General features: G+C 61.9%; 15 protein-coding genes and 1 pseudogene. 5 read left to right on the plus strand and 11 right to left on the minus strand.

Features of this window, described 5'->3' with window-relative positions:
- Nucleotides 1–146: 146 nt before the first annotated feature.
- The 5 genes from leuS to J3P97_RS23775 all read left to right on the plus strand — a co-directional run bounded on the left by leuS (nucleotide 147) and on the right by J3P97_RS23775 (nucleotide 6,233).
- Nucleotides 147–2,753, plus strand: a complete 2,607-nt coding sequence (leuS, locus tag J3P97_RS23755; RefSeq protein WP_434672886.1) for a leucine--tRNA ligase — start codon at nucleotides 147–149, stop codon at nucleotides 2,751–2,753.
- 90 nt (nucleotides 2,754–2,843) lie between these two features.
- Nucleotides 2,844–3,449 (plus strand): LPS assembly lipoprotein LptE, encoded by a 606-nt coding sequence (lptE, locus tag J3P97_RS23760; RefSeq protein WP_434601915.1) that lies wholly within the window; start codon nucleotides 2,844–2,846, stop codon nucleotides 3,447–3,449.
- Nucleotides 3,450–3,488: 39 nt separating this feature from the next.
- Nucleotides 3,489–4,526, plus strand: a complete 1,038-nt coding sequence (holA, locus tag J3P97_RS23765) for a DNA polymerase III subunit delta (protein WP_434571617.1) — start codon at nucleotides 3,489–3,491, stop codon at nucleotides 4,524–4,526.
- 147 nt (nucleotides 4,527–4,673) lie between these two features.
- Nucleotides 4,674–4,838 carry an alternative ribosome rescue factor ArfA gene (gene arfA, locus J3P97_RS23770; protein WP_030140368.1) on the plus strand — a complete coding sequence of 55 codons (165 nt, stop codon included), beginning with the start codon at nucleotides 4,674–4,676 and terminating at the stop codon, nucleotides 4,836–4,838.
- Nucleotides 4,839–4,910: 72 nt separating this feature from the next.
- Nucleotides 4,911–6,233 carry a lytic murein transglycosylase gene (locus tag J3P97_RS23775; protein WP_434601916.1) on the plus strand — a complete coding sequence of 441 codons (1,323 nt, stop codon included), beginning with the start codon at nucleotides 4,911–4,913 and terminating at the stop codon, nucleotides 6,231–6,233.
- A 128-nt stretch (nucleotides 6,234–6,361) separates the two neighbouring features.
- On the opposite strand, the gene J3P97_RS23780 is transcribed toward J3P97_RS23775, so the two are convergent.
- From J3P97_RS23780 to rsfS, 11 genes and pseudogenes are all read right to left on the minus strand, one after another.
- Nucleotides 6,362–7,300, minus strand: coding sequence for a S66 peptidase family protein (locus J3P97_RS23780; RefSeq protein WP_434672887.1), 939 nt, complete (start codon nucleotides 7,298–7,300; stop codon nucleotides 6,362–6,364).
- An 892-nt stretch (nucleotides 7,301–8,192) separates the two neighbouring features.
- Complete coding sequence (gene lipA / locus J3P97_RS23785; protein ID WP_014340371.1) at nucleotides 8,193–9,215, minus strand: lipoyl synthase; 1,023 nt, start codon at nucleotides 9,213–9,215, stop codon at nucleotides 8,193–8,195.
- A gap of 1 nt (nucleotide 9,216) precedes the next feature.
- Nucleotides 9,217–9,864: a lipoyl(octanoyl) transferase LipB gene (gene lipB, locus J3P97_RS23790; protein ID WP_305498585.1), complete on the minus strand. Its 648-nt coding sequence runs from the start codon at nucleotides 9,862–9,864 to the stop codon at nucleotides 9,217–9,219.
- Nucleotides 9,864–10,139 carry a DUF493 domain-containing protein gene (locus J3P97_RS23795; RefSeq protein WP_053125656.1) on the minus strand — a complete coding sequence of 92 codons (276 nt, stop codon included), beginning with the start codon at nucleotides 10,137–10,139 and terminating at the stop codon, nucleotides 9,864–9,866. Before J3P97_RS23795 ends, lipB begins: the two co-directional genes overlap by 1 nt.
- Before the next feature lie 82 nt (nucleotides 10,140–10,221).
- A complete protein-coding gene (locus J3P97_RS23800) occupies nucleotides 10,222–11,379 on the minus strand; it encodes a D-alanyl-D-alanine carboxypeptidase family protein (RefSeq protein WP_434571608.1) in 1,158 nt (385 codons plus the stop codon).
- Nucleotides 11,380–11,548: 169 nt separating this feature from the next.
- Nucleotides 11,549–12,575: pseudogene (locus J3P97_RS23805) on the minus strand (septal ring lytic transglycosylase RlpA family protein).
- The gene (gene mltB / locus J3P97_RS23810) at nucleotides 12,575–13,585 is read right to left on the minus strand and encodes a lytic murein transglycosylase B (RefSeq protein ID WP_305498581.1); all 1,011 of its coding nucleotides are present in this window, start codon (nucleotides 13,583–13,585) and stop codon (nucleotides 12,575–12,577) included. The pseudogene J3P97_RS23805 and the gene mltB overlap by 1 nt, the downstream one beginning before the upstream one ends.
- A 17-nt stretch (nucleotides 13,586–13,602) precedes the next feature.
- On the minus strand, nucleotides 13,603–14,706 hold the full coding sequence (gene rodA, locus J3P97_RS23815; RefSeq protein WP_305501174.1) for a rod shape-determining protein RodA: 1,104 nt from the start codon (nucleotides 14,704–14,706) through the stop codon (nucleotides 13,603–13,605).
- A gap of 31 nt (nucleotides 14,707–14,737) precedes the next feature.
- Nucleotides 14,738–16,633: a penicillin-binding protein 2 gene (gene mrdA, locus J3P97_RS23820; RefSeq protein WP_305498579.1), complete on the minus strand. Its 1,896-nt coding sequence runs from the start codon at nucleotides 16,631–16,633 to the stop codon at nucleotides 14,738–14,740.
- A gap of 10 nt (nucleotides 16,634–16,643) precedes the next feature.
- Nucleotides 16,644–17,111, minus strand: a complete 468-nt coding sequence (rlmH, locus tag J3P97_RS23825) for a 23S rRNA (pseudouridine(1915)-N(3))-methyltransferase RlmH (RefSeq protein WP_003185785.1) — start codon at nucleotides 17,109–17,111, stop codon at nucleotides 16,644–16,646.
- Nucleotides 17,112–17,120: 9 nt separating this feature from the next.
- On the minus strand, nucleotides 17,121–17,615 hold the full coding sequence (gene rsfS / locus J3P97_RS23830) for a ribosome silencing factor (RefSeq protein WP_434571605.1): 495 nt from the start codon (nucleotides 17,613–17,615) through the stop codon (nucleotides 17,121–17,123).
- Nucleotides 17,616–17,658 lie beyond the last annotated feature (43 nt).

Genomic DNA, 17,658 nt, shown 5'->3' on the forward strand with positions numbered 1-17,658 from the left:
GGCAGAGCGCGGTCATGTATGCTACGGCGCTTCCTGTAACTCCACTTCCAGCCTGGCTGGGCATCGAAAACGCCGCATCCGGCGTCGTCTGCGTCCAGCATGGCAATGAAGAGGATTGGGCCACCCCATTCAGTACAAAAGTAGCCATGCACGAACACTACCAGCCCCGTGAAATCGAAGCCGCCGCCCAATCGTTCTGGGACGAGCAAAAGTCCTTTGAAGTCAGTGAACAGCCAGGCAAGGAGACGTACTACTGCCTGTCGATGTTCCCTTACCCCAGCGGCAAGCTGCACATGGGGCACGTGCGCAACTACACCATCGGCGACGTGATCTCCCGCTACCAACGCATGCAGGGCAAGAATGTCCTGCAACCGATGGGTTGGGACGCCTTCGGCATGCCGGCGGAAAACGCCGCGATGAAAAACAACGTGGCCCCTGCCAAGTGGACCTACGAAAACATCGCCTACATGAAGACCCAGCTGCGCAGCCTGGGCCTTGCGGTGGACTGGTCTCGCGAGGTCACCACCTGCAAGCCCGAGTACTACCGCTGGGAGCAGTGGCTGTTCACCCGCCTCTTCGAAAAAGGCGTGATCTACCGCAAGAACGGCACCGTGAACTGGGACCCGGTGGACCAGACCGTACTGGCCAACGAGCAGGTCATCGACGGTCGCGGCTGGCGCTCCGGCGCGCTGATCGAAAAGCGCGAGATCCCGATGTACTACTTCAAGATCACCGCCTACGCGGATGAACTCCTGGAGAGTCTCGACGAGCTGACCGGCTGGCCCGAGCAGGTCAAGACCATGCAGCGCAACTGGATCGGCAAGTCCCGGGGCATGGAAGTGCAGTTCCCGTACGACGTCGCCTCCATTGGCGAGGCCGGCACCCTGAAAGTCTTCACCACCCGTCCGGATACCCTGATGGGCGCCACCTACGTAGCCGTGGCCGCCGAACATCCGCTGGCGACCCTCGCAGCGCAGAACAACCCCGAGCTGCAGGCGTTCATCGCCGAATGCAAGGGCGGCAGCGTCGCCGAAGCCGATGTCGCCACCCAGGAAAAGAAAGGCCTGCCGACCTCGCTGTTCGTCGAACACCCGCTCACCGGCGAGAAACTGCCGGTGTGGGTCGCCAACTACGTGCTGATGCACTATGGCGACGGCGCCGTGATGGCCGTGCCGGCTCACGACGAACGCGACTTCGAGTTCGCCCACAAGTACAACCTGCCAGTCAAACCGGTCGTGCGCACCAGCGCCGGTGACCAGACCCCGGCGCCATGGCAGGATGCCTATGGCGAGCACGGTGAGCTGATCAATTCCGGCGAGTACAACGGCCTGGATTTCGCCGGCGCATTCGATGCCATCGAAGTCGCGCTGATCAAGAAAAACCTCGGCGCCTCGCGCACCCAGTTCCGCCTGCGTGACTGGGGCATCAGCCGCCAGCGCTACTGGGGCTGCCCGATTCCGATCGTGCATTGCGACACTTGCGGCGATGTGCCGGTACCGGAAGACCAGTTGCCAGTGGTCCTGCCGGAAGACGTCGTACCCGACGGCGCCGGCTCGCCTTTGGCACGCATGCCCGAGTTCTACGAATGCAGTTGCCCGAAATGCGGCGCACCGGCCAAGCGTGAAACCGACACCATGGACACCTTCGTCGAGTCCTCGTGGTATTACGCCCGCTACGCCTCGCCGCATTATGAAGGCGGCCTGGTGGAAAAATCCGCGGCCGACCACTGGTTGCCGGTGGACCAGTACATCGGCGGCATCGAACACGCCATCCTGCACCTGCTCTACGCGCGCTTCTTCCACAAGCTGATGCGCGACGAAGGCCTGGTGAGCTCCAACGAGCCGTTCAAGAACCTGCTGACCCAAGGCATGGTGATCGCCGAGACTTACTATCGCCGCGAAGCCAATGGTGCCTATACCTGGTTCAACCCGAGCGACGTCGAGCTCGAACGCGACAGCAAAGCCAAGGTCATCAGCGCCAAGCTGATCGCCGACGGCCTGCCGGTGGAAATCGGCGGTACCGAAAAAATGGCCAAGTCGAAGAACAACGGCGTCGACCCACAATCGATGATCGACCAGTTCGGCGCAGACACCTGCCGCCTGTTCATGATGTTCGCGTCGCCACCCGACATGAGCGCCGAATGGTCCGACTCCGGCGTCGAAGGCTCGCACCGCTTCCTCAAGCGCGTCTGGCGCCTGGCCCAGGCTCACGTCAACCAGGGTCTGCCGGGCAAACTGGACCTCGCCGGCCTGAACGACGAGCAGAAAACCATTCGTCGCTTGATTCACCTGGCGATCAAGCAGGCCAGCCATGACGTCGGCCAGAACCACAAATTCAACACTGCCATCGCCCAAGTGATGACGCTGATGAATGTGCTGGAAAAAGCCGCGCAAGACACCGAACAGGATCGCGCGCTGGTTCAGGAAGGCCTGGAAGCCGTGACGCTGCTGCTCGCGCCAATCACCCCGCACATCAGCCATGAACTGTGGAATCAATTAGGTCACGCCGACCCGGTGATCGATGCCGGTTGGCCGGTGGTGGACGAAACAGCGCTGGTACAAGACAGCCTGACCCTGGTCATCCAGGTCAACGGCAAGCTGCGCGGCCAGATCGACATGCCGGCCGCCGCCACTCGCGAAGAAGTCGAAGCCGCCGCACGCGCCAACGAAAACGTACTGCGCTTCGTCGATGGCCTGACGATCCGCAAAGTGATCGTCGTGCCCGGCAAACTGGTCAATATCGTCGCAAGCTAATTGGATCGGGCGTCCAGGCCATCGGCCGGACGCCGAATATGACCTGCGGGGCCGCACAGTCGGCCCCTGGGTTTCAAGGGGAGCAACAAGATGATCAAACGTAATCTGCTGGTTATGGGCCTGGCGGTCCTGTTGAGCGCCTGCGGCTTCCAGCTGCGCGGCACTGGCACCACCGAGCTGGCCATCAAGGAACTGGACCTCAGCGCGCGGGACGCTTATGGCGATACCGTGAAAATGCTGCGTCAGACCCTGGAAAACAGCGGTGTGAAAGTCTACAGCGGCGCACCGTACAAGCTGGTATTGGCAAGCGAACAGCAAAGCCAGCGCAGCCTCAGCTATGCCGGCGCCGGTCGTTCGGCCGAGTACGAGCTGACCAACGTGTTGAACTACGAAATCCGCGGCCAGAATGGTCTGTCGCTGCTGGATGACAAGCTGCAGGTGCAGAAGGTCTACCTGCACGATGGCAACAACATCACCGGTTCCGACCAGGAGTCCGTCGAAGTACGCGGCGAAATGCGCCGTGAACTGGTCCAGCGCATGATGCTGCGCCTGCAACAGCTGAGCCCGGCTCAACTGGACCAGTTGCAACAGACCGCCAATGCCCGTGCCAAGGCCGAAGCCGAAGCGCTGGAAGCGGCACGCAAGGCTGAGGCGGAAACCCCGCAACAGTCGCCGTTGCAGATCCCGGCCCAATAAGCCTTGCGGGGCGCTCCGGCGCCCCGCTCGCCTGCGCCTATGAAGCTCGCTCCCGCTCAACTCGGCAAACACCTGCAAGGCGCGCTCGCGCCCGTCTATATCATCAGCGGCGATGATCCGCTGCTGTGCCAGGAAGCCGCCGACGCCATCCGCTCTGCCGCCCGCCAACAAGGTTTCGACGAACGCCAGGTGTTCGCCGCCGACGCCAGCTTCGATTGGGGTACGCTGCTGCAGGCCGGGGCAAGCATGTCGCTGTTCGCCGAGAAACGCCTGCTGGAACTACGCTTGCCCTCCGGTAAACCCGGTGACAAGGGCGCCGCCGCGCTGATCGAATATTGCTCGCGGCCCGCCGAGGACACGGTATTGCTGATCAGCTTGCCGAAACTCGATGGCAGCGCGCAGAAAACCAAGTGGGGAAAGGCACTGGTCGAAGGCCAGCAGACTCAGTTCGTGCAAATCTGGCCGGTGGATGTCAGCCAGTTGCCCAGTTGGATCCGCCAGCGCCTGTCCCAGGCCGGCCTGTCGGCCAGCCAGGACGCGGTCGAGCTGATTGCTGCCCGGGTCGAAGGCAACCTGTTGGCCGCCGCCCAGGAGATCGAAAAGCTCAAGCTGATGGCCGAGGGTGGCCAGATTACGGTGGAAACGGTCCAGGCGGCCGTGGCCGACAGCGCACGCTTTGATGTCTTCGGGCTTACCGACGCTATCCTCAACGGTGAAGCCGCCCACGCCTTGCGCATGCTTGAAGGCCTGCGGGGCGAAGGCGTCGAACCGCCAGTGATTCTCTGGGCGCTGGCCCGGGAGTTGCGCCTGCTCGCGAACCTGTCGTTGCAATACAGTCAGGGCGTGCCGCTGGACAAAGCCTTCAGCCAGGCCCGGCCGCCGGTATGGGACAAACGCAAACCGTTGATGAGCAAGGCGCTGCAACGTTACTCGGCATCACGCTGGGCGCAATTGCTGCTCGAAGCCCAGCGCATCGACGCACAGATCAAGGGCCAGGCCGCAGGCTCGCCGTGGATGAGCCTGAGCCGGTTGTCGCTGTTGATGGCCGGCCAACGGCTGTCATTACCCGCTGAATAAACCGGTACCTGTGGCGAGGGAGCTTGCTCCCTCGCCACAAAAGCCGTTCATTCAGGTGACATATCCTGCACAGCGCAGGGACTGGACAAAACCCCAGCCCTGACCCATCATCTGCCCCGCTAAACCCAACCTGTGAGAGATCCCGTCATGAGCAAAAAGCCATCCAGGCATGGCCCCAACAAGGCCAAGTCCATCGTCGCCCAGCCCCTGTTCCGCAGCCGCCAGGAACGACCCGCCAAGGGCAAAGGCAGCTACCGCCGCGAAGCCTTCCAGTCTGACAACTGGGAGGCTTCTTGCTTTCTGGCAGCTTGAAACACTCGAACAAGCTCTACAGCCCCTGCCCATGTTAAGGTCAGCACTTGATTCGTTTATCTGGACCCGTGCATGCCCCTTTGCCTTTCCCGTCGTTGGCCACTGCGCCAATTGATAGCTTCCGCAAGCGTTGCGTTATTGGTCGCCTGCGCTGAAAAACCCACCGCCGCCGACGCCCAACCGCTCAAGACCCTGCCTGCCGTGACCGCACCGGCCATCGTGCCGCCCGTAGTGCCGACCGGGGAGAACCTGGATATTGCGCCGACCCAGACCTTCGCCGAATGGCAAGCCGGGTTTCGCAAGGAAGCACTGGCCGCCGGGATCCGGGCCGACCTGTTCGACCGTGCCTTTATCGGCGTCAGCCCGGACATGAGCGTGATCAAGGCGGATCGCAGCCAACCTGAATTCAGCCGCCCTGTATGGGAATACCTCGATGGCGCCTTGTCACCTTTGCGGGTGCGCAAAGGCCAGGCCTTGCTCCAGCAGCACGCCGACATCCTGCAAAGCATCGAACAGCGCTACGGCGTTGATCGCCAGGCGCTGGTAGCGGTGTGGGGCATGGAGAGCAATTTCGGCCAGTTCCAGGGGACCAAGTCAGTGATCAATTCCCTGGCCACCCTCGCCTACGAAGGACGGCGCCCGGGCTTTGCCCACGCACAACTGATTGCCGCGCTGCAAATTCTGCAACAGGGCGATATCACCCCGGAAAAAATGCTCGGCTCCTGGGCCGGCGCCATGGGCCAGACCCAGTTCATTCCCACCACCTACAACACCCATGCGGTGGACTTCGATGGCGATGGGCGTCGTGATATCTGGGGCAGCGCCACCGATGCCCTGGCCTCGACCGCGCATTACCTGCAGAGCTCCGGCTGGCAGCGCGGCCAACCGTGGGGGTTCGAGGTGTCGCTCGGTGAAGGCTTCGACTACACCCTGGCCGACGGCACGATTCGCAAGCCCGTCTCCGAATGGGAGCGCCTGGGCGTTTCCGAATATGGCGGCTTGCCGATTGCCCCGGATGAGAAACAGCTCTCGGCTTCCCTTCTCCTGCCGGCAGGCCATCGCGGCCCGGCATTCCTGATATTCGATAACTTCCGAGCCATCCTCAAGTACAACAACTCATCGTCCTACGCCTTGGCGGTTGGGCTGTTGTCGCAGCGCTTCGCTGGCGCAGGCCTGGTCTACGGCCAGTGGCCAAAGGAGGACCTGCCACTGAGCCGCAGCGAACGTATCGAACTGCAGACCCTGCTGGGCAAGCACAACTACGATGCGGGCACGCCTGATGGCATTATCGGCGCCAACACCCGCAAGGCGATCCGCGGCGCCCAGCAGTCGTTTGGCTGGCCGGCGGATGGGTATCCGACGCACAAGTTGCTGGAGGCGTTGCGTAGTCGCTGAATCGATGTATGGCGGCTGACGCCATCGCGAGCAAGCTCGCTCCCACAGTGGCTGCGTTCCGTCAGGGAAACTCGGTCGAATGTGGGAGCGAGCTTGCTCGCGATGACTGACTTGCAGGCGCTACAAGACTAGCGGCTGACCACCACATCCTGCTCCAGCACCAGCCTCTTCTCCCCCGCATCCAGCGTCACCAGCGCGCCCATCGGCAACGTCAGGTTCGGATCGCAATGCCCGCTGCGCCAGCCGGACAACACCGGAATACGCAGTGGTTCGAAGGTCTGCTTGAACAAGCGGTTCAGCGCATCGCCATCCACACCGGCGACATCCCCCAATAGCACGCCTCGCAGCTTCGCAAGGGTGCCTGCCAGCCGCAATTGGGTCAGCAGACGGTCGATGCGATAGAGCGGCTCATTGACGTCCTCGACCAGCAGGATTACACCTTCGGCATCAATTTCGTAGGGCGTGCCCATGGTTGCGGCGATCATCGACAGATTGCCGCCCAGCAGGCGCCCTCGGGCAACGCCGGGTTCCACGGTGGTCAATGGATAGGCTGCGGGATGGCTCAGTACGTCGCCCGCCTTCAATTGGCCGCGCAGCAGGCTGAAAAAGGACGTGACGGTTGGGGGCTCCTTGTCGCTCAGCAGGTCGGCGTTGAGCAACGGTCCGTGAAAGGTCACGAAGCCGGCGTAACGGCTGATTGCCAAGTGCAGTGCGGTGATGTCGCTGTAGCCGACGAAGGGCTTGGGGTTGCGTTTTATGAGGTCGAAGTCGATGCGATCGAGCAGGCGTGGGGTGCCGTAGCCTCCGCGCAGGCAGATGATCGCGTTTACCTCTGGGTCGGCGAAGGCGGCGTGCAGGTCGTTCAGTCGTGTATCGTCGCTGCCGGCCAGGTAGCCGTCTTTTTCGTAGACGCCGGGGAAGATTCGCAGATCATGGCCTCTGGCGCGCATCCATTGGATGGCTTTTTCCATGTCCAATGGGGCCGGGCCGGCGGGGGCGATCACGGCGATCAGGCCTTCGGGCGGGAGGGCTGGGACGGGGTGATGGGGGGTTAGGGTCTGGACCATGGAGCTCCCGGCTTTGAGACTTAGATATGTGTGTATATCCGTTGCTGCGGTAACGGCTGCTTATGGTTCCGCTCTTACAGCGGCTCACTTTTGGAGAAGCGCCAAAAGTAAGCAAAAACGCTTTGCCCCACCACTCGGCACCTCGCCTAGGCTCGGTGTGCCCTCACTCCGGCATTGCTCCGTGGGCCCGCCGCGAAGGGCCATCCATGGCCCAGCGCGGCTATCCCGGCATCCATGCCGGGATGCCCACTGCGCAATGCCTGCGTTCGGCCAGCGTGGTTTAACGGGGCGCTTAGATCAAGATCAAGATCAAGAGCGGTCGGGGCTGGGCTGGGCTGGTATTTATGGGGCTGAACCACCGCTTTCGCGAGCAAGCTCGCTCCCACATTGGATTTTCAATGCACCGCAAAACCCTGTGGGAGCGAGCCTGCTCGCGAAGAGGCCTGTACACCCAACATCACCGCAAACTGACACACCGCCTTCGCGAGCAGGCTCGCTCCCACAGGAGAAACGCGATCCATCAGAAACCAGGTCGGCCCCAAAGCCGCCTGGGTTTTTGCTTTTGTTTTTGCTTTTGCTTTTGCTTTTTGCTTTTGATCTGAACCGCCCCGTTAACCACGATGGCTGAATGAAGGCATTGCGCAGTGGGTAACCCGGCATGGATGCCGGGTTAGCCGCGCTGGGCCATGGATGGCCCTTCGCGGCGGCCCACAGAGCGGTGCCTTCATTCAGGCATGCCGAGCCTAGGCGAGGCACCGAGTGGTGGGGCAAAGCCTTTTGGGTTACTTTTTTTGGCGTCTGAAAAAAGTGACCCGCCGTAAGGGCGGAACCATAAGTAGCCGTTACCGCAGGAACGGATATACACCCCACTCCGAAAACCAAAGCAAAAAAATCAGGACCCGAGCAACTCAGCCTTGACCAACTTAGCCTGCTCATCCGCATGATACGAAGACCGCACCAACGGCCCCGAAGCAACGTTCTTGAAGCCCATCTTGTACCCCTCCTCCGCAAACCAGGCAAAGGTATCAGGATGCACAAAGCGCTGCACCGGCAAATGGCTACGGGAAGGCTGCAGATACTGGCCCAGGGTCAGCATGTCGATGTCGTGCTCACGCATGCGCTTCATGACCTCGATGACCTCCTCATCAGTCTCACCCAGGCCCAGCATCAAGCCAGACTTGGTCGGAATATGCGGCATCATCTGCTTGAAACGCTGCAGCAGGGTCAGCGACCACTGGTAGTCCGAACCCGGGCGCGCAGCCTTGTACAGGCGTGGCACGGTTTCCAGGTTGTGGTTGAACACATCCGGCGGCTCGGCAGCGGTGATTTCCAGAGCAATGTCCATGCGGCCACGGTAATCAGGCACCAGAGTTTCCAGCTGCACGTTCGGCGACAGCTTGCGAATCTCGCGGATGCAGTCGGCGAAGTGCTGGGCACCGCCGTCACGCAGGTCGTCACGGTCCACCGAGGTGATGACCACGTATTTCAGCTTAAGGTCGGCGATGGCGATGGCCAGGCTTTCCGGCTCGTTGGTGTCCAATGGCTTCGGACGGCCATGGCCGACGTCGCAGAACGGGCAACGACGGGTGCAGATGTCGCCCATGATCATGAACGTCGCGGTGCCGCCGGAGAAGCACTCGCCCAGGTTCGGGCAGGAGGCTTCTTCGCAGACGCTGTGCAGCTTGTGCTTGCGCAGCAGGGCCTTGATCCGGTCGACTTCCGGAGAGACCGGGATGCGCACGCGGATCCAGTCGGGTTTCTTCGGCAGTTCGGTGGTCGGGATGATCTTGACCGGAATGCGTGCAACCTTCTCGGCGCCGCGCAGCTTGACGCCGGCCTCTACCTTGGCACGCGGGGCCGGACGTTCGGTGACGTCCAGCGTCGGGATCATGGTTTGCACTGCATCAGTAGTCATATCAGTCGATTCCGCCCGTGAGGGTCGTCTGCTCAGCATAGTCGAGGTGTTTGACGAGCTGCGCGCGCAGCCGGGCACTTACCTCGGCAAATTCAATCGATCCTGTGTGATCGCGCAGCTGGGTCATTGCCAGCCCTGCATAGCCACAGGGATTAATCCGTCTAAACGGTTCAAGATTCATGTCCACGTTCAACGCCAGGCCATGGAACGAACAGCCATGGCGGATGCGCAAGCCGAGGGAGGCGATCTTCGCCCCGTCGACGTAGACACCCGGTGCATCCGGCTTGGCCGCCGCGGTCACACCATAGCTGGCGAGCAGCTCGATCAGGCATGTTTCCATGCGAGTGACCAGCTCGCGCACACCGAACCCCAGCTTGCGCACATCCAGCAACAGGTAGGCAACCAGTTGGCCGGGGCCATGGTAAGTCACCTGCCCGCCCCGGTCGACCTTCACCACCGGGATATCGCCCGGTAGCAGCAAGTGCTCGGCCTTGCCGGCCTGGCCCTGGGTGAACACCGGCGGGTGTTCCACCAGCCAGACTTCGTCGTCGGCGCTGGTGCCACGTTCGTTCGTGAAGCGCTGCATGGCGTGCCAGACCGGCTCGTAAGCCATGCTGCCCAGCTCGCGAAAGCCCAGCGTGCCCGGCATCACAGCACCATATGCACGAAACCGGTCGCTCGCAGCTCGCTGTTGATGTCGTAGAGCTGTTCCTGGCCGGTGGCAATGATGTGCAACTGGATGGTCGTGTATTTGCCGTTGGTACTCTGGCGCTCGGCCAGGGTCTTGTGGTCAACGGTGGCGTGTTTTTCAAGGATCGCGATGATCTTGTCCTTGAAGCCCACACCGGTATCGCCGATTACCTTGATCGGATAATCCGCGCAGGGAAATTCGATCTTTGGCGCTTTTACTTCGGAGTCTGTCATGGCGTAACGGCCTCGCAAGCCGTGATAACGAACATGGCCCCGCACCGGAAAGGAACGGGGCCATGCAGGTCAACACTCGAAATCAGTTGAACAAGCCGTAGAAGAATAGACGGATGCTATCCCACATGCGGCGGAAAATACCACCTTCCTCGACCGCGTCCAGCGCGATCAGGTCGGCGCTGTGCACCACCTTGTCGTCCAGTTTGACTTCGACCTTGCCGATCACGTCACCCTTGGCGATAGGCGCGGTCAGCTGAGGGTTCATGGTCATGCTGGCGGCAAGCTTCTTGAGCTGGCCTTTAGGCAAGGTCATGGTCAGGTCCTGCGCCAGGCCGGCTTTCACCTGGTTGCTGGTGCCTTTCCACACCTGGGCCTGGGCCAGTTCGGTGCCCTTCTGGTAGAAGGTCTGGGTTTCGAAGAAACGGAAACCGTAGGTCAGCAGCTTCTGGGTCTCGGCGGCGCGGGCCACTTCGCTGTTGGTGCCGAACACCACGGCGATCAGGCGCATGCCGTCACGAACCGCCGAAGACACCATGCAGTAGCCAGCCTCCTCGGTGTGGCCGGTCTTCAGGCCATCGACGGTCTTGTCGCGCCATAGCAACAGGTTGCGGTTAGGCTGCTTGATGCCGTTCCAGAAGAATTCCTTCTGGGAGTAGATGGCGTAATGCGCAGGGTCTTCGTGGATGATTGCCCGGGCCAGGATCGCCATGTCGTGAGCCGAGGAATAATGCTCGGGGTTCGGCAGGCCGGTCGGGTTCATGAAGTGGCTGTTGGTCATGCCCAGGTCGGCGACCGTCTTGTTCATCATGTCGGCGAACGCGTCTTCGCTGCCGGCGATGTGCTCGGCGAGGGCGACGCTGGCGTCGTTGCCGGATTGGATGATGATGCCGTGCAGCAGGTCGCTGACGGTCACTTGCGAACCGACCTTGATGAACATCCGCGAACCGCCGGTGCGCCAGGCGTTTTCGCTGACGGTCACCGGATCGTTTTCACCGATCTGGCCGCGACGGATCTCCAGCGTGGCGATGTACGCGGTCATCAGCTTGGTCAGGCTGGCCGGTGGCAGGCGCTGGTCACCATTGTTCTCTACCAGCACATTGCCGCTGCTGGCATCCATGAGGACATAGGCTTTGGCCGCCAGTTGCGGAGGCGAAGGCATCATCTCGACCGCGAACGCGGCCGGAGAGAGAAGCAGCGGGACTAGCAGGCAAAGGCGTTTGGCAAAGGTGGTGATGTTCATCCGTCTCTCGAAATCGCTAATGGGACTGCCCGAAGGCAAAAACTGAACTGGCAATTCTACAAGGATCTGCCGCGTATTTAAGTTGCTCACTCACAACCCCTGCCGGGCTTTTGTTATTCGTGGAGCCAACAACCTGACCCGCCCAAACCACGAGCAGGCCCTCAATCAATCATTCGGACGTGACCAGGCTCGGCGAACCGAGATTGGCCAGGCGCACGCTATTCTGTACCTGCTGGACCTCACCCGGAGAACCGATCGGCCCCAGGCGCACCCGATGCAGGGTCTGCTGGTTGCGCACGATCGAGCTGATGAACACCGGCGCGCTGACCATCGAGCTCAGCTTCGACCTCAACAGTTCTGCAGCGTCCGGGTTGGCGAACGCGCCCACTTGCAGATACTGGCCAGACGCTGTTGCAGAAGCGTTTTTTTTTTGCATCGATCTGCACCGGCACCACGGCCGCGGCGTGTTGCTGCGGCGGCGGGGTCCATTGCTCGACCGTGCCGGTGGAGGCCGTCACGGTCGGCGCGGCATTTTGCGCCACTTTTGGTTCGTTGAGCATCAAAGGCGCCGGACGGCCACGCTGGGCCCACCATTCCTGCGGATCAATGCCTTCGACCTTGACCCGGGCGGTGCCGGTTTCAGCGTAACCGAGCTTTTTCGCCGCCGCATACGACAAGTCGATGATGCGGTCGGAATAGAACGGCCCACGGTCGTTGACCCGCAGGATCACGCTCTTGTTGTTGTCCAGGTTGGTCACCCGCACATAACTGGGCAGCGGCAGGGTCTTGTGCGCGGCGCTCATGCCATACAGGTCGTAGACCTCGCCATTGGCGGTGTTCTGGCCGTGGAACTTGGTGCCATACCAGGAAGCCGTGCCCGAGGCGACATAGCGCTTGGAATCGGCCATCGGGAAATAGGTCTTGCCCAGCACCGTATACGGGTTGGCCTTGTAGGGGCCGGTGTGCAGGGTTGGTGTCGCGTCGGGAATGCGCGAGACATCGACATCCCACCACGGCGCGCCATCCTTGTGGGCCCGGTTGATGTCCAGGCCCGGTGTGGCCCGCACGACGTTGGGACTTTTCTGGGTCGGTGCGCGACTGGTCGAACAGCTCACGACCAGCAAAGACAGCGCCGCCAATGCCACCAGCTTGAGGGGCCTGGCTTTCAGGGGTTGATAGGTAGGCATTGCCCGCATTATTTGACGCCCCGTGCTTTGACCAGCTCTTCAGACAGTTGATATACGGCCATGGCGTACATCACGCTGCGGTTATAACGCGTAATCGCGTAGAAATTCTTCAGGCCCATCCAGTATTCGGGGCCCTGCTCGCCTTCCAGGCGCATCGCGGTGACCGGCATGTCGTCACGCAGCGCATCATGACTCGACCAGCCCAGCGCTCGCAACTCCCCGACGGTTTTTGTCGGCTCGATGCCCGTGGTCAGGCCCTGATCCACCTGGTCGCCACGCACGTCCGCAAGGCTGACCACAGGCTCGCCGGCCTCCCAGCCATGCCGTTTGAAATAACTGGCAACACTGCCGATGGCATCGGTCGGGTTGGTCCAGATATTAATGTGGCCGTCGCCGTCGAAGTCCACCGCATAGGCGCGGAAACTGCTGGGCATAAATTGTGGCAAGCCCATGGCCCCGGCGTAGGAGCCCTTGAGGGTCAGCGGATCGACCTGCTCTTCACGGGCCAGCAGGAGGAATTCGCGTAGCTCCTTGCGGAAGAACTCGGCGCGCGGCGGGTAATCGAAGCCCAGGGTCGACAAGGCGTCGATCACTCGGAAATTCCCGGTGTTGCGGCCGAAGAAGGTCTCGACGCCGATGATCGATACGATGACCTGGGCCGGTACGCCATATTCCTGCTCGGCGCGGGCCAGGGCGGCTTCGTGCTGGCGCCAGAAGTCAACACCCCGGGCGATACGCGCCTCGGTGATGAACATCGGCCGGTACTCGCTCCACTGCTTGACCCGCTCGGCGGGCCGGGAAATCGCGTCGAGGATCGACTGCTTGCGCTCGGCCTCGCGAAACACGCCCATCAGCTGTTCACCGGCAAAACCGTAGTCGCGAGTCATCTCACCGACGAATTCGGCCACCTGCGGCGAGCCTTCGTATTCACCGGCCAGGGCCTGCGGCGCACAGCCCAGGAAGCCGACCAGGCCGACCCACGGCGCATATCGCGTCGACCAGCCACGCATTGCTTGCATTGAACTCTTCACCTTATTCAAACCTGCGCGATCCACTTGCGATGCGTATGGATCGACATCAAAACCCCAAACGCTGACAGTAGCGTCACCAGCGAAGTTCCTCCGTAGCTAATGAACGGCAACGGCACCCCCACCACCGGCAACAGGCCACTGACCATACCGATGTTGACGAAAACATAAACAAAAAACGTCATGGTCAGGCTGCCCGCCAACAACTTGCCGAACAGCGTCTGGGCCTGGGCGGTAATCACCAGCCCGCGCCCGATCAACAGCAGATAGATCAGCAACAGCACGCAAATGCCCACCAGGCCGAACTCCTCGCCCATCACGGCGATGATGAAGTCGGTGTGGCTTTCCGGTAAAAAATCCAGGTGCGACTGGGTGCCCATCAGCCAGCCCTTGCCGAATACCCCGCCGGAACCGATGGCGGCCTTGGACTGGATAATGTTCCAGCCGGTGCCCAGCGGATCGCTTTCCGGGTCGAGGAAGGTCAGTACCCGCTGCTTCTGGTAGTCGTGCATCACGAAATACCACATGGCCACCGACACCGGCACGGCGGCAGCGATCACGCTGAGGATCCAGCGCCAGCGCAACCCGCCCATGAACAGCACGAACGCACCCCCGGCGAGGATCAGCAGCGAGGTGCCGAGGTCCGGCTGGCGGACGATGAGAATGAACGGAATGCCGATCAGCAACAGACTGATACACACATGCTTGAGCTGCGGCGGCAAGGACCGCTTGGACAGGTACCAGGCAATGGTCGCCGGCATGATGATCTTGAGAAATTCCGAAGGCTGGAAGCGGATCACCCCGGGGATGTTGATCCAGCGGGTGGCACCCATGGCGTTGTGGCCCATGATGTCGACCACTACCAGCAAACCCACGCCGACCACGTAGGCCAGCGGCACCCAGCGCGCCATGAACCGTGGTTCGAGCTGGGCAATGACGATCATCGACACCAGGCCGATGCCGAACGAGGTGGCCTGCTTGGCCAGCAGGTCCCAGCTCTTGCCACTGGCCGAATACAGCACGAACAGGCTGCCGGCGGCCAGCGTCAGCAACAGGATCAGCAATGGACCGTCGATGTGCATGCGCTGCAGCAAGGTGGCGCGACGGCGCATCACATCTTCGCTGGAGAGGATACGGTCGAAATTATTCTTCACGGGCCGTAGCCTCCGCGCTGATGGGGCTTGCGAATTCGGGCTTGAGCTGGCCGTGCTCATCCAGCAGCCAGGCGTCCATGATCTGGCGCACCACCGGCGCGGCGACGCCGGAGCCGGATTCACCGTTCTCGACCATCACCGACACGACGATCTTCGGGTTCTCGGCGGGCGCGAAGCCAACGAACAAGGCGTGGTCGCGATGGCGTTCCTGGACCTTGGAGCGGTCGTACTTCTCGCCCTGCTTGATCGCTACCACCTGGGCGGTACCGCTCTTGCCGGCAATGCGGTATTGCGCACCGATGGCCGCTTTGCGCGCGGTACCCCGGGCGCCGTGCATGACCTGCTGCATGCCGTTGTTGACCTTTTGCCAGTCCGACGGGTTGCGCAGGATGATGTCCGGCATCGGGTCCGGGTCCACGGGTTTCTGGCCTTCGATGGTCTTCGCCAGGTGTGGCCGATACCATTTGCCCTTGCTCGCCACCAGCGCCGTGGCCTGGGCCAGTTGCAGGGGCGTGGCCTGCATGTAGCCCTGGCCGATCCCCAGGATCAGGGTTTCGCCGGGGAACCAGGCCTGGCGGCGAGTCGCTCGCTTCCATTCCCGGGACGGCATCAGGCCCGGGGATTCTTCGAACATGTCCAGGGAGACTTTCTGACCAAGGCCGAACTTGTTCATGTAGGACGACAACCGATCGATCCCCAGCTTGTGGGCCAAGTCATAGAAGTAGGTGTCGTTGGACCGCATGATCGCCGCTTCCAGGTCCACGTAGCCGTCACCGGTGCGGTTCCAGTTACGGTACTTGTGGTCGTAGTTGGGCAATTGGTAATAACCCGGGTCATAGACCCGGCTCGACGCGGTCACCACTCCGGCATCCAGCCCGGCAATCGCCACGGCCGGCTTGATGGTCGAACCTGGCGGATAAAGGCCACGCAGCACGCGGTTGAACAACGGCCGGTCGATGGAATCGCGCAGCTCGGCGTAGGCCTTGAAGCTGATGCCGGTGACGAACAGGTTCGGGTCGAAACTCGGCTGGCTGACCATCGCCAGGACTTCGCCGGTGTTCGGGTCCAGCGCAACCACCGCGCCACGTCGTCCACCCAGCGCCGCTTCGGCGGCTTCCTGCAACTTGATGTCGAGGCTCAGGACGATGTCCTTGCCTGGAATCGGGTCGGTACGCTTGAGCACGCGCAGCACGCGGCCGCGAGCGTTGGTCTCGACCTCCTCGTAGCCGACCTGGCCGTGCAGCTCGGCCTCGTAGAAGCGCTCGATGCCGGTCTTGCCGATATGGTGGGTGCCGCTGTAGTTGACCGGGTCGAGGGTCTTGAGCTCTTTTTCGTTGATTCGCCCCATGTAACCGACCGAGTGGGCGAAGTGCGGCCCCTGGGGATAATGCCGCACCAGCTGCGCCACCACCTCGACGCCCGGCAGGCGGAACTGGTTAACCGCGATCAGGGCGATCTGTTCTTCGGTCAGCTCGAACATGATCGGCACCGGCTCGAAGGGGCGCCGGCCCTGGCGCATGCGCTTCTCGAAGATCGCCCGGTCCTCGGGGGTCAGTTGCAGCACTTCGACGATTACGTCGAGGACTTTCTGCCAGTCACCGGACCGCTCGCGGGTCATGCTCAGGCTGAAGCTCGGCCGGTTATCGGCCACCACCACGCCATTGCGGTCGAAAATCAGCCCGCGGGTCGGCGGGATCGGCTGCACATGCACGCGGTTACTTTCCGACAGGGTCGAGTGGTACTCGTATTGGATCACCTGGAGGAAATACAGCCGCGCGATCAGCACGCCGATCAGCGTGACCACCGTAATGGCGCCGAACACGACGCGGCCCCGCACCAGGCGGGCGTCTTTTTCGTGGTCCTTGATGCGGATCGGCTGAGGCATGAGGGCAGGATTACTTGTGATAAGGGTGCCCGGACAGGACTGTCCAGGCACGATACAACTGTTCACCGATCAGGATCCGCACCAGCGGATGCGGCAACGTCAGGGGCGACAACGACCAGCGTTGATCGGCACGGGCGCAGACTTCCGGCGCCAGCCCCTCCGGACCGCCGACCATGAAATTGACCGTGCGCGAATCCAGCCGCCAGCGATCGAGCTCCACCGCCAGTTGCTCGGTACTCCAGGGCTTGCCATGAACTTCGAGTGTGACGATGCGCTCGTTCGGCCCGACCTTGGCCAGCATGGCCTCACCTTCCTGGCGGATAAAGCGCGCCACGTCGGCGTTCTTGCCGCGGGTATTGAGCGGAATTTCCACCAGTTCCAAAGCCAGCTCGGACGGAAGACGCTTGGCATATTCATGCCAGCCTTCTTCCACCCACTTGGGCATGCGAGAACCGACGGCGATCAGGCGCAGTCGCACAGCGATCCCTTATTGCTGGTCTTTGTTGAGCTTGGTGAAGTGCTCATGGGTGTTTTCCGGGCTGTGGTGCGCGGCGCTGGCCGAACGGCTCTGCTCGGCACCGGCCCACAGGCGCTCCAGGTCATAGAACTGGCGCGCCGAGGCGGTCATCATGTGCACGATGACGTCGTCCATGTCCAGCAGGACCCAGTCGCTGTCGCCCTTGCCTTCTTCGCCCAACGGCTTGACGCCCTGGGCCTTCACCGCTTCGCGGACCTTGTCGAGCATCGCGCCGATCTGGCGGTTCGAAGTACCCGTGGCGATGATCATGTAGTCGGTGATGCTCTGCTTTTCGCGAACGTCGATCACCTGGATGTCCTGGGCCTTGACGTCTTCCAGGGCCGCCACGGCCACCTTGACCAGTTCTTCACCGACCAGCGCCACGCCGGTTGGCGCTTCTACCGGCAGCGGGGCGCTCTTGAAAGTGCCCTTGCGCTTTACTTTGTTCAGGTCTTTGTCAGTCATATAAAACTCGTTTTGCTCGTATGTTCGGGCGCTTCGGTACACG

It is taken from the genome of Pseudomonas sp. R1-15 (assembly GCF_051132085.1).
Lineage (GTDB): Bacteria > Pseudomonadota > Gammaproteobacteria > Pseudomonadales > Pseudomonadaceae > Aquipseudomonas.